This is a genomic window from Streptomyces sp. NPDC004435, assembly GCF_042873895.1.
In the GTDB taxonomy this organism is placed as follows: domain Bacteria; phylum Actinomycetota; class Actinomycetes; order Streptomycetales; family Streptomycetaceae; genus Streptomyces.
This window is the reverse complement of sequence record NZ_JBIAMB010000007.1, coordinates 319,267-331,206: the sequence shown is the minus strand read 5'-3', so window position 1 is coordinate 331,206 and position 11,940 is coordinate 319,267. Positions and strand designations below refer to the sequence as shown.

General features: G+C 72.3%; 11 protein-coding genes. 9 read left to right on the top strand and 2 right to left on the bottom strand.

Features of this window, described 5'->3' with window-relative positions; all coding sequences use genetic code 11:
* Positions 1 to 135 precede the first annotated feature (135 nt).
* The 5 genes from ACFYT9_RS15440 to ACFYT9_RS15420 all read left to right on the top strand — a co-directional run bounded on the left by ACFYT9_RS15440 (position 136) and on the right by ACFYT9_RS15420 (position 5,600).
* A complete protein-coding gene (locus ACFYT9_RS15440) occupies positions 136 to 489 on the top strand; it encodes a DUF3817 domain-containing protein (protein ID WP_376605301.1) in 354 nt (117 codons plus the stop codon).
* A complete protein-coding gene (locus tag ACFYT9_RS15435) occupies positions 486 to 779 on the top strand; it encodes an MTH1187 family thiamine-binding protein (RefSeq protein WP_250761794.1) in 294 nt (97 codons plus the stop codon). The genes ACFYT9_RS15440 and ACFYT9_RS15435 overlap by 4 nt, the downstream gene beginning before the upstream one ends.
* Before the next feature lie 251 nt (positions 780 to 1,030).
* On the top strand, positions 1,031 to 1,708 hold the full coding sequence (locus ACFYT9_RS15430; protein WP_389163760.1) for a TetR/AcrR family transcriptional regulator: 678 nt from the start codon (positions 1,031 to 1,033) through the stop codon (positions 1,706 to 1,708).
* 91 nt (positions 1,709 to 1,799) lie between these two features.
* On the top strand, positions 1,800 to 3,629 hold the full coding sequence (locus tag ACFYT9_RS15425) for a glycosyltransferase family 2 protein (protein WP_389163757.1): 1,830 nt from the start codon (positions 1,800 to 1,802) through the stop codon (positions 3,627 to 3,629).
* A 3-nt stretch (positions 3,630 to 3,632) separates the two neighbouring features.
* On the top strand, positions 3,633 to 5,600 hold the full coding sequence (locus tag ACFYT9_RS15420) for a galactose oxidase-like domain-containing protein (protein ID WP_389163754.1): 1,968 nt from the start codon (positions 3,633 to 3,635) through the stop codon (positions 5,598 to 5,600).
* Positions 5,601 to 5,606: 6 nt separating this feature from the next.
* On the opposite strand, the gene ACFYT9_RS15415 is transcribed toward ACFYT9_RS15420, so the two are convergent.
* Positions 5,607 to 6,632 carry a glycoside hydrolase family 6 protein gene (locus tag ACFYT9_RS15415; protein WP_387279850.1) on the bottom strand — a complete coding sequence of 342 codons (1,026 nt, stop codon included), beginning with the start codon at positions 6,630 to 6,632 and terminating at the stop codon, positions 5,607 to 5,609.
* Positions 6,633 to 6,721: 89 nt separating this feature from the next.
* Positions 6,722 to 7,717: a DUF5937 family protein gene (locus tag ACFYT9_RS15410; RefSeq protein WP_389163749.1), complete on the bottom strand. Its 996-nt coding sequence runs from the start codon at positions 7,715 to 7,717 to the stop codon at positions 6,722 to 6,724.
* Positions 7,718 to 7,909: 192 nt separating this feature from the next.
* Between ACFYT9_RS15410 and ACFYT9_RS15405 the strand changes: the two genes are divergently transcribed.
* The 4 genes from ACFYT9_RS15405 to ACFYT9_RS15390 all read left to right on the top strand — a co-directional run bounded on the left by ACFYT9_RS15405 (position 7,910) and on the right by ACFYT9_RS15390 (position 11,931).
* The gene (locus tag ACFYT9_RS15405; RefSeq protein WP_387279846.1) at positions 7,910 to 9,154 is read left to right on the top strand and encodes an MFS transporter; all 1,245 of its coding nucleotides are present in this window, start codon (positions 7,910 to 7,912) and stop codon (positions 9,152 to 9,154) included.
* 31 nt (positions 9,155 to 9,185) lie between these two features.
* The gene (locus ACFYT9_RS15400) at positions 9,186 to 9,695 is read left to right on the top strand and encodes a MarR family winged helix-turn-helix transcriptional regulator (protein ID WP_376601972.1); all 510 of its coding nucleotides are present in this window, start codon (positions 9,186 to 9,188) and stop codon (positions 9,693 to 9,695) included.
* A gap of 131 nt (positions 9,696 to 9,826) precedes the next feature.
* Positions 9,827 to 10,159, top strand: a complete 333-nt coding sequence (locus ACFYT9_RS15395; protein ID WP_376601973.1) for a DUF3817 domain-containing protein — start codon at positions 9,827 to 9,829, stop codon at positions 10,157 to 10,159.
* Positions 10,160 to 10,230: 71 nt separating this feature from the next.
* On the top strand, positions 10,231 to 11,931 hold the full coding sequence (locus ACFYT9_RS15390) for a methylmalonyl-CoA mutase (protein WP_376601974.1): 1,701 nt from the start codon (positions 10,231 to 10,233) through the stop codon (positions 11,929 to 11,931).
* Positions 11,932 to 11,940 lie beyond the last annotated feature (9 nt).

Below are 11,940 nucleotides of genomic sequence, written 5' to 3'. Positions count from 1 at the left end.
AAAGGGACTGCAAAGACGGCGTGCACAATGGATCCGCCCACCCTTGTGCATCCGTTCACAAGATCGCTCGGCAGCTCGTCCGGCAGCTCGCCCGTCGGCTCGCTCCGTCGGCTCGATAACGAAGGTGACCCCTCCGTGGACCTCAAGACCGCTTCCTCGCTCCACCGCCTCCGGCTCGTCTCCGCCCCGGAGGCCGTGTCGTTCCTGCTCCTGCTGGTCTGCTCGGTGCTCAAGCGGACCACGGACTTCAACGCGGTGCCGGTCATGGGCGCCGTCCACGGTGTGCTCTTCGTGCTGTACGTGCTCTTCTGGCTGGACGCCTGGAACCGCACCAAGTGGAGCTTCGGCACCGCCGCCGTCTACTTCCTCCTCTCCGTGGTGCCCTTCGGCGGCTTCTTCGCCGACCGCAAGCTGAAGGCCGAGGCCGCCGCGGCCGTCACCGCCTCGCGCGCCCGCGCCGAGGCCGCCGAGGGTGCGGTGAAGGCGTGATCGTCGCGTTCTCCGTCACCCCGCTCGGTGTGGGCGAGGAGGTCGGCGAGTACGTCGCCGACGCCGTCCGCGTCGTCCGCGAGTCCGGCCTCCCGAACCGCACGGACGCGATGTTCACCTCCGTCGAGGGCGAGTGGGACGAGGTGATGGACGTCGTGAAGCGGGCCGTCGCCGCCGTCGAGGCGCGCGCCCCGCGCGTCTCCCTCGTCCTCAAGGCCGACATCCGGCCCGGCGTCACCGACGGGCTCACCGCCAAGGTCGAGACCGTGGAGCGCCACCTCGGCGCCTGACGCGGAACCCCGTACGAGCCCCCGGCCCACCGCCGGGGGCTCTTCCGTCGCCGGCGGCGCTTTGAGCGAATGATCGTCATCGGTTAACGTCCTCCTTGAGCAGTCGCTCAAGACGGGGGAACGGTCGTGGGGATCCACAGCGCGTTCCCGATCCCGGCCGTCGCCGGCGCCGGTGTCTCCGCGGGGGAGCGCCACCGGGCCGGCGGCGGCCGGACGTGCGCGTGGCGGCCCCGTACGCGAGAGGGGCGGGCGTGAGCCGGGAAGAGAAGGCGCGGGGGGCGCGCGACGACAAGGGTCGGGAGACCCGAGAGAAGCTGCTCGACGGCGCCCTGCGGTCGCTCGCCGACCACGGGATCGCCGGGACCTCCGCCCGCTCGGTCGCCGCCGCCGCGGGCGTCAACCAGGCGCTCGTCTTCTACCACTTCGGCTCGGTCGACGACCTGCTCGCGGCCGCCTGCCGGCGCGGCGCCGAACAGCGGGTGGCCCGCCACCGCGACCGGCTCCGGGCCGTCACCAGCCTCGACGAACTGCTCGCCTTCGGACGCGCGATGCACGACGAGGAGCGGGGCGCCGGGCACGTCGCCGTCCTCGCCCAGCTGCTCGCCGGCGCCCAGAACCACCCCCGGCTCGCCCCGGCCACCGCCGCCGGGCTCGACCTGTGGATCGGGGAGATCGAGCAGGTGCTCCGGCGGGTCCTCGCCGGCGGCCCGCTGGACGGCTTCGCCGACCCCTCGGGACTGGCCCGGGCGGTCGCCGCCTCCTTCGTCGGGCTCGAACTGTACGAGGGCGTCGACCCGGACGGCGCCGAGGCGGCCCTCACCGCGCTGGAGCAGCTCGGCGCGCTGCTCGCCGCCGTCGAGGAGCTGAACCCGGTGGCGCGGAAGGCCGTCGCGTACACGCTGCGTCGATCGGGTGGCCGCGGGCGCTAGAACACCCTCACTCGGAGTACTCCAGTCGACACGCCGATCGATGTCCCCTTTCGTGGGGATATCGACCCGATCGACGACAGCTGGAGGCACCGTGCGGCCGGGAGGCTACGACTACGACACCTACAGCCGACTCGCCGGTCCCCTCACGGAACCGGACACGACGGCCTACCGGGTGCGGTACACGAGCCTGCTCTCGAAGGAGCCGCACCGAATACGAGCCGTCCTCCTCATGGCCCTCGCGCCGGTGCTCTCCGCGGTGCTCCTGGCCTACCTCGTCTGGCCCACCCACTGGACCGTCCGCGAGGGCGACGACAGCTGGCGGGTGCCCTACGACACGGTGATGCTCGTGTCGATCGGCCTCATCTGCTTCTTCATGCTGGTGAACGTCGTCTCCATCGCCCACGCCACCATGGTCGCCAGGGACCCCGTCCCGGTGTACCCCGAGCAGGGCACCCGGGTCGCCTTCCTCACCACGTACGTGCCCGGCAAGGAACCCCTCTCCATGGTCCGCGGCACCCTGGAGGCCGCCGTCCGCATGCGGCACGACGGCACCCTGCACGTCTGGCTCCTCGACGAGGGCGACTCCGAGGAGGCCAAGGCCCTCTGCGCCGAACTCGGCGTCCGTCACTTCACCCGGGCCGGCGTGCCGGAGTGGAACCGCCGGAAGGGCCCGCACAAGGCGAGGACCAAGCACGGCAACTACAACGCCTGGCTCGCCATGCACGGCGACGACTACGCCTTCATGGCCTCGGTCGACACCGACCACGTCCCGCTCCCCGAGTTCCTGGTGCGGATGCTCGGCTACTTCCGCGACCCCGACATCGCCTTCGTCGTCGGACCGCAGGTCTACGGGAACTACACCGGCGCCGTCACCATGGCCGCCGAGTCCCAGCAGTTCCTCTTCCACGCCCTCATCCAGCGCGCGGGGAACCGCTACCGCGCCCCCATGTTCGTCGGCACCAACAACGTCGTCCGGATCGCCGCCCTGAAGCAGATCGGCGGCCTGTACGACTCCATCACCGAGGACATGGCCACCGGCTTCGAGCTGCACCGCCGCAAGAACCCGGTCACCGGCCGCCGCTGGCGCTCCGTCTACACCCCCGACGTCCTCGCCGTCGGCGAGGGACCGGAGTCCTGGACCGACTTCTTCACCCAGCAGCTCCGCTGGTCCCGCGGCACCTACGAGACGATCCTCAAGCAGTACTGGAAGGCGCCGTTCTCCATGCCGCCCGGCCGCCTCCTCAACTACACGCTGATGCTCGTCTACTACCCCATGACGGCCGTCAACTGGCTGCTCGGCATCCTCAGCTGCGTCCTCTACCTGTGGCTCGGCGCCTCCGGCACCCAGGTCTCCTCCCAGGTCTGGCTCATGATCTACAGCGACGCCGTCGCCCTCCAGATCGGCCTCTACCTCTGGAACCGCCGCCACAACGTCTCCCCGCACGAGCCCGAGGGCTCCGGCGGCCTCGCCGGCATGGTGATGTCCGCGCTCTCCGCGCCCGTCTACCTCACGTCGCTCGGCTCCGCGCTGCTGCGCACCCGCGGCCGCTTCGTCGTCACCCCCAAGGGCGGCGCGGCCAGCCCCGACCGCCTCCTCACCTTCCGCCTCCACCTCTTCTGGGCCGCCGTCCTCGTCGCCTCCCTGGTGGCCTCGGTCCGCTTCGACCACACCCACGCGGCCATGCGCACCTGGGCGGTCCTCGCCCTCGTCATCGCGCTCGCCCCGGTCGCCGTCTGGGCCCGGACCAGCCTGCGGGACCGGCGGATCCGCGCCCTCCTCGCCCGCGCCCGCGCCAGGGCCCGCGACCGCCGCCTCGTCCTCGCCCGGAGCGGGATCGAGCTGCGCACCGTACCGCCGCTCCCGCAGTCCCCGCCCCTGCCCCCGCACCCGCCCGCGACCACGACGACCGGAGGGAACTGATCCATGGCGTACCGGCCGTCCAAGAAGTTCAAGAAGACCCTGCTCGGCAGCGGCGCCGTGCTCGTCCTGGCGGCGCTCAACGCCCCCGCCGCCGTCACCTTCGCCTCGGAGAAGTACCACGCCTACAAGATCGCCCAGCCCGGCTACAAGAAGAAGTACGGCTCCTGGGGCGCGGTGTCCGTCCCCGACGGGGCCCGCGTCAACGCCATCCACGCGGCCCTGCTCCACACCGGCAAGGTGCTGCTGATCGCCGGCTCCGGCAACAACCAGAAGAACTTCGACGCCGGGACCTTCGACACCGTCCTGTGGGACCCGGTGAAGAACACCTTCAAGAAGGTCCCCACCCCCGAGGACTTCTTCTGCGCCGGCCACAGCCAGCTCCCCGACGGGCGGCTCCTGGTGGCCGGCGGCACCGCCCGCTACGAGGTCCTCGACGGCGGGGTGAAGAAGGCCGGCGGCGGCATGCGGGTCAAGAACGAGAGCCCCGACAAGGCCGTCACCCTGAAGAAGGGCACCCTCTTCCGCTCACCGTCCGGGGTCGAGTACGTCACCACCACCGACGTCACCGTCCCCAAGGCCAAGCGCGAGTTCGAGATCTCGTACTTCAAGAGCGGCCAGATGAAGCCCTGGGAGACCAAGGTGACCGCCGCCGAGGCCCGCGTCTTCGTCGAGGCCGTGGAGGAGGGCCCGGGGGGACTCACCACCCAGGCCGCCCAGTACGAGGTCGTCGGGCTCCAGGGCGAGGACGCCGACAACGTCTACGGCCTCGCCCAGAAGATCACCACCGAGAAGCAGGACTTCCAGGGCATCAAGGCCGCCTACGAGTTCGACCCCAGGGCCGAGAAGTACGTCCCGGTCGCCCCCATGAAGGACGCCCGCTGGTACCCCACCCTCGTCGGCCTCCAGGACGGCAAGGTCCTGGCCGTCTCCGGGCTCAACGACGTCGGCGACGTCGTCCCCGGCGACAACGAGATCTACGACCCGAAGACCAAGAAGTGGACCAAGGCCCCCTTCCGCTACTTCCCGACCTACCCCTCGCTCTTCCTCACCCAGGGCGGCAAGCTCCTCTACACCGGCTCCAACGCCGGCTACGGCCCCGCCGAGAAGGGCCGCGCGCCGGGCCTCTGGGACCTGGGGACCAACACCTTCACCCCCCTGACCGGCCTCACCGACCCCGACCAGCTGGAGACCTCCGCCTCCCTGATCCTGCCCCCCGCGCAGGCCCAGAAGGTCATGGTCCTCGGCGGCGGCGGCGTCGGCGAGTCCGCCAAGTCCACCGCCCGCACCGCCATCGTCGACCTCACCACCGAGAGCCCGACCTTCCGGGACGGCCCCGCCCTCCCGCAGGGCACCCGCTACCTCAACAGCGTGCTGCTCCCCGACGACACCGTCTTCACCACCGGCGGCTCCCGCGACTACCGCGGCCGCGGCGGCAGCGACATCCTCAAGGCCCAGTTCTACGACCCCGCCGCCAACGCCTTCACGGCCGCCGCCGACCCCACCGTCGGCCGCAACTACCACGCGGAGGCGCTGCTGCTGCCCGACGGGCGGGTCGCCACCTTCGGCTCCGACCCGCTCTTCGACGACAAGGACAACACCAAGCTCGGCACCTTCGAGCAGCGCATCGAGGTCTTCACGCCGCCCTACCTCCACCGGGCCGGCGCCGACCGCCCCGCCCTGGGCGAGGGCCCGCGGGAGCTCGACCGCAACGGCCGCGCCACCTTCAGGACCAAGGACGCCGGCAGGATCACCGAGGCCCGGCTGATGCGGCCCAGCGCCGTCACCCACACCACCGACGTCGAACAGCGCTCGGTGGCGCTGGAGCTGACGAAGGGCCAGGACGGGCTGACGGTCACCGTGGACGCCCCGGACGACGCCACCCTCCTCCCGCCCGGCTGGTACATGCTCTTCGTCACCGACGCCGACGGCATCCCCTCGGAGGCCACCTGGATCCAGGTGAAGGAGGACTGAGGCCCGTCAGGACTCCGCGCGGCGGGCCAGCCCCAAGGCGTACTCCGGCCACCATGTCCCCGCGGCCGGACCGCCCCGGCACTGCCCGTCCGAGTCCCCCGGCCGCTTGATCCACAGATACGCGTCCACCAGCGCGTCCCCGGTCCGGTCCGTCGGCGGCACGCCGAGCGACCGGCCCGGGGGATTGCACCAGGCCTCCGCCCGGTCCCCCGGGAGGGGGCCGGCGCCGTTCCGGCTCGTGTCGACCGTGAAGTGCATCCCGCCGAGCAGCCCCGACAGGGTCGCCCCGAACTCCCGCACCACCGCGTCGGTCTGGAAGTTCGACACGTTCAGCGAGAAGCCGTCCGCCCGGGAGATCCCGGCCCGCCGCAGCGGCTCCACCAGCTTCCCCGCGTCGTCGATCCAGGCCGGGTTCCCCGCGTCCAGGTAGACCCGCGTCCCCGGCTGCCGCTTCAGCCGCTCGATCGCCTCCGTCAGCAGCCGTGACCGCTCCTCGTGGTACTGCCCCGGCGTGCAGCCGTCCACCATGTGCGGCACCGCGTCCGGCTCCAGCACCACCACGGCCGGGGCGTCCCCGATCGCCGAGGCGAAGGAGTCCACCCACGCCCGGTACGCCTGCCCGTCCCGCGCCCCGCCCGCCGAGTACATGCCGCAGTCCCGGTGCGGGATGTTGTACGCCACGAAGACCGCCGTCCGGTCCTCCGCCGCCGCCCCGCGCACCGCCCGCAGGATCTCCGGCACCGGATCGTCCCCGGCCGGCCAGTCCGCGACCGGCTGCTCCGAGATCCGCTTCAGCGCCCTGGCGTCGTCCGCGCGGCCCTGCGCCTCGTACTGCCGCACCTGCTTCGCCGCGTCGCTCTCCGGGTCCACCCAGAACGGCGAACCCGCGGTCGGCGGCGGCGTCTCGGCCCGCGTCGCGGCGGGCGGCCCGACGGGGGAGCGGGCGGGCTCGTCGGAGGAGCACCCGCTCGCGGTCAGCAGCAGCGCGCTGAGCAGGGCGAGCGTGGCGGTGGCGGTCGTACGGCGGGACATCCGGCCCCCAGGGTCGGCGACAAGGGGAGTGCGGGCGCAGGTCCACCCCCGAAGGAAACGGGACAGACCGCGTCATCCTCACATGTCGGTCACCCGCCGTCCGGCTGCGACACCGCCATCCCCAGCGGCGTCCGCTCGTACAGCACCTGGTGGCCGTAGCGCCGCGAGGTCAGCAGTCCCGCCTCGCGCAGCACCGACAGGTGGGACGAGACGGTCGAGGGCGCCCGGCCGAGGCGATGGGCCAGCGCCGTGGTCCCCATCGGCTCGGTGAGGGCGCACAGGACGTCCGCCCGCACCGGACCGAGCAGCCGGGCGAGGGCCTCGGGAGTGCGCTCACGCGGCTCCGTCCACAGCCCGCCGATCCCGCGCACCGGATACACCACCGTCGGCTGCCACGGCTCCTCGAAACCGCTCACCACCTCCGGCCAGATGAACACCGAGGGCATCAGCACCAGCCCCTGCCCGCCCAGCGCCCGGACGTGCTCCCCGCGATATCCGCGCACCTCCAGGACCGCCGTGACCGGATCCCAGGAGAACGAGGGGTGCAGCTCGCCGAGCAGCCGCTCCAGGCCCCCGTCCGCCAGCCGCCGCGAGTGGTACGCCACGTCCGCCTCCAGCAGCGCCCGCAACCGCGGCCACTCGGGAGCGATCAGCGCCTCCCAGGCGGCCTCGAGCAGATCGGCGAGCCGCTCCACCGCCGCCGCGGGATCGGCGAGCAGCCGCCGCCCCTCCGCGCTCTGCGCCGCCCCCGGCGTACAGGCCAGCGCCTGCGCGAGGTCCGGCCCCGCCAGCGCCGGATCGACCGCCCGCACGGCCGCGAGCTCCTCCTCGAAGGAGGCCGCCGGACCGAGCGGCGGCGGATAGAGGAAGTCCGGCGAATGCCCCCGCTCCGGCATGAGGAGGTGGAGCGGCGCCAGCTCCAGCTCCCGCGCGGCCCCGGCGATCCGCCGCAGCCACGGCAGGTGGTACCCCTGCTTCCGGGGCCGCGCCAGCACCCTCACGGCCGACTGGGTCTCCCACAGCGGCGACACCGCGAACCGGATCCGCAGCGCGTCCGCGTCCCCGAAGAGCAGGTGGTAGGGCATGGCGGCTCCCGATGGCGGTCGAATGCGGCAGACCCGGAGCCAGGACGGGCCTTGAGTTCCGGGGCGTCAGGGCTCCGGAGCGGGCCTCGGGCCCCGGCGGCCCGGCGTCCGGGCCGGGGTGGCCGGGTGGCTCAGGATTCGGCTGGAGCCGAAAGTCTAGGACGGGGCGGCTCCCGCCCGCACGCTGCCGTCATGTCCCCGACCGACACGGCGGCCGCCGCACCCCCGGCCGCCACCGCACCCCCGCCCGGCTACCTCGCCGTCTTCCGCGTCCGCGAGTTCCGATGGGTCTTCGGAGCGCACCTCCTCTCGCTCCTCGGACTCGTCGTCAGCGAGATCGCGCTCACCGTCCTCGTCTACGACCTCACCCGCTCCCCGCTCCTCTCCTCCCTCACCTTCGCCGTCGGCTTCGTCCCCTACCTGCTCGGCGGCACCCTCCTCGCCGGCGTCGCCGACCGGTACCCGCCCCGCCGGGTCCTCGTCGTCTGCGACCTGATCTGCGCCGGCGCCGTCGCGCTCATGGTGCTGCCCGCCACCCCCGTCGCCGGACTCCTCGTCCTGCGCTGTGCTGTCGCCGTCGTCGCCCCCGTCTTCCAGGGCACCCGGATGGCGACCCTCGCCGACATCCTCGGAGACGGCGACCTCTTCGTCCTCGGCCGCTCGCTCCTCCGGATCGTCTCCCAGTCCGCCCTCCTCGCCGGCTTCGGCGTCGGCGGCGTCCTCCTCACCGTCGTCCCCGCCCGCGGCGCCATCGCCCTCACCGCCGGCACCTTCCTCCTGTCCGCCGTCCTGCTGCGCCTCGGCACCGCCCGCCGCCCCGCCCGCGCCGCCGCCGCCCGCGAAGGGCTCGGCGCCACCTGGTCCCTCCTGCGCGACCGGCGGATCCGCGTCCTGATGCTGCTCTTCTGGGTGCCGCCCTTCTTCGTCGTCGTCCCCGAGGCCCTCGCCGCCCCCTACGCGCGCGAACTCGGCGCCTCCACCGCCGCCCTCGGCCTCCTCATGTGCGCCATGCCCGTCGGCACCATCGCCGGCGAACTCCTCGCCGGCGCCGTGCTGCGCCCCGCCACCCGCTCCCGGCTCGTCGCCCCGCTCCTCCTCGTCACCTTCCTGCCCTTCCTCCTCTACGCGCTCCGCCCCGGCCTCGCCCTCGCCGCACTCGCCCTCGCCCTGTCCGGTGCCGCCGGCGCCTACGTCCTGGGCCTCGACGCCTGGTTCGTCGCCGCCGTCCCGGAGGAGAAGCGGGGGAGGGCCATGACCCTGATGACGGCGGGCATGATGACCGTCCAGGGGCTCGGCATGGCGGGCGCCGGCCTGGTCGCCGAGTTCGTCCCCGTCCACCACGTCGTCACCGGCGCCGGGGTCCTCGCCACCGTGGCCGTCGCCGCGCTCCTGGCCGAGACGTACGCGTCCGGCGGCCGAAAGATGAGACAGGGCTGACCGGCATGTGACCAGTGGGTAAGGTCGAGGCGTGCCGAAGCCGCTCAGTCTCCCGTTCGATCCCATCGCCCGAGCCGACGAACTCTGGCAGAAGCGCTGGGGCCCGGTCCCCTCGATGGCCGCGATCACCTCGATCATGCGCGCCCACCAGATCCTGCTGGCCGAGGTCGACGCGGTGGTCAAGCCGTACGGGCTGACCTTCGCCCGCTACGAGGCCCTGGTGCTCCTGACCTTCTCCAAGGCGGGCGAACTGCCGATGTCGAAGATCGGCGAGCGGCTGATGGTCCACCCCACCTCGGTGACGAACACGGTGGACCGCCTGGTGAGGTCCGGCCTCGTCGACAAGCGCCCCAACCCCAACGACGGGCGCGGCACCCTCGCCTCCATCACCGAGAAGGGCCGTGAGGTGGTCGAGTCCGCCACCCGCGACCTCATGGAGATGGAGTTCGGCCTGGGTGCGTACGACTCCGAGGAATGCGCCGAGATCTTCGCCCTGCTGCGCCCGCTGCGGGTCGCGGCGCACGACTTCGACGAGGGCTGACCCGGCTCCGGCGAGCGGCTGACCGGGCTCCGGCGAGCGGCGGACCCCGGCTCCGGCGAGCGGCGACCCCGGCTCCGGCGACGGCGACCCCAGCGAAGATCGCCCCGAAGCGGACGGTTACGCTCGACCGCATGAAATCCAGCGTGCTGACCCGCTACCGCGTCATGGCGTACGTGACCGCCGTCATGCTGCTCGTGCTCTGCGGCTGCATGGTCGCCAAGTACGGCTTCGACACCGGCGAGGACCTGACCTTCGCGGTCTCCCAGACCCACGGTGTCCTGTACATCATCTACCTCGTCTTCGCCTTCGACCTGGGCTCCAAGGCCCGCTGGTCGTTCGGCAGGATCGTGTGGCTGCTGCTCTCCGGCACGATTCCCTTCGCCGCCTTCTTCGTCGAGCGCAAGGTCGTCGCCGAGGTGAAGCCGCTGGTCAGCGGCGCGCAGCCGGTGCCCGTCAAGGCCTGACACCCACCCCCGCACGGATGTGCGGGGGTTTGTCATCGACATTTACTAGGACGTCCTAGTAAATTTGAAGCATGGACGCTGACGCCATCGAGGAAGGCCGCCGTCGCTGGCAGGCCCGTTACGACAAGGCCCGCAAGCGCGACGCGGACTTCACCACGCTCTCCGGGGATCCCGTGGAGCCGGTCTACGGGCCCCGGCCCGGGGACACCTACGAGGGGTTCGAGCGCATCGGCTGGCCCGGCGAGTACCCCTTCACCCGGGGACTGCACCCGACCGGCTACCGGGGCCGCACCTGGACCATCCGCCAGTTCGCCGGCTTCGGCAACGCCGAGCAGACCAACGAGCGGTACAAGATGATCCTCGACGCCGGCGGCGGCGGGCTCTCGGTCGCCTTCGACATGCCCACCCTCATGGGCCGCGACTCCGACGACCCCCGCTCGCTGGGCGAGGTCGGCCACTGCGGCGTCGCCATCGACTCCGCCGCCGACATGGAGGTCCTCTTCAAGGACATCCCGCTCGGCGACGTCACCACCTCGATGACGATCTCCGGCCCCGCCGTCCCGGTCTTCTGCATGTACCTGGTCGCCGCCGAGCGCCAGGGCGTCGACCCGGCGGTGCTCAACGGCACGCTCCAGACGGACATCTTCAAGGAGTACATCGCGCAGAAGGAGTGGCTCTTCCCGCCCGAGCCGCACCTGCGCCTCATCGGCGACCTGATGGAGCACTGCGCCGCCGGCATCCCCGCGTACAAGCCGCTCTCCGTCTCCGGCTACCACATCCGCGAGGCCGGGGCGACGGCCGCGCAGGAGCTGGCGTACACCCTCGCCGACGGCTTCGGCTACGTCGAGCTCGGTCTCTCCCGCGGCCTCGACGTGGACGTCTTCGCGCCCGGCCTCTCCTTCTTCTTCGACGCGCACCTCGACTTCTTCGAGGAGATCGCCAAGTTCCGCGCCGCCCGCCGGATCTGGGCCCGCTGGATGAAGGAGGTGTACGGGGCGAAGACCGACAAGGCGCAGTGGCTCCGCTTCCACACCCAGACCGCCGGCGTCTCGCTCACCGCCCAGCAGCCCTACAACAACGTGGTCCGCACGGCCGTGGAGGCGCTCTCCGCCGTCCTCGGCGGCACCAACTCCCTTCACACCAACGCCCTCGACGAGACCCTCGCCCTCCCCAGCGCGCAGGCCGCCGAGATCGCGCTGCGCACCCAGCAGGTGCTGATGGAGGAGACCGGCGTCGCCAATGTCGCCGACCCGCTGGGCGGCTCCTGGTACGTCGAGCAGCTCACCGACCGCATCGAGGCCGACGCCGAGAAGATCTTCGACCAGATCAGGGAGCGCGGGCTGCGGGCCCACCCGGACGGCAGGCACCCGATCGGCCCGATCACCTCCGGCATCCTGCGCGGCATCGAGGACGGCTGGTTCACCGGCGAGATCGCCGAGTCCGCCTTCCGCTACCAGCAGTCCCTGGAGAAGGGCGAGAAGCGGGTCGTCGGCGTCAACGTGCACCATGGCTCGGTCACCGGCGACCTGGAGATCCTGCGGGTCAGCCACGAGGTCGAGTGGGAGCAGGTCCGCGTCCTCGGCGAGCGGAAGGGCCGACGCGACGAGGCGAAGGTCCGCGCCTGCCTCGACGCCATGCTGGCCGCCTCCCGGGACGGCTCCAACATGATCCCGCCGATGCTCGACGCGGTCCGCGCCGAGGCCACCCTCGGCGAGATCTGCGACGTGCTCCGCGAGGAGTGGGGCGTGTACGTGGAGCCCGCCGGCTTCTGATCCGGACGC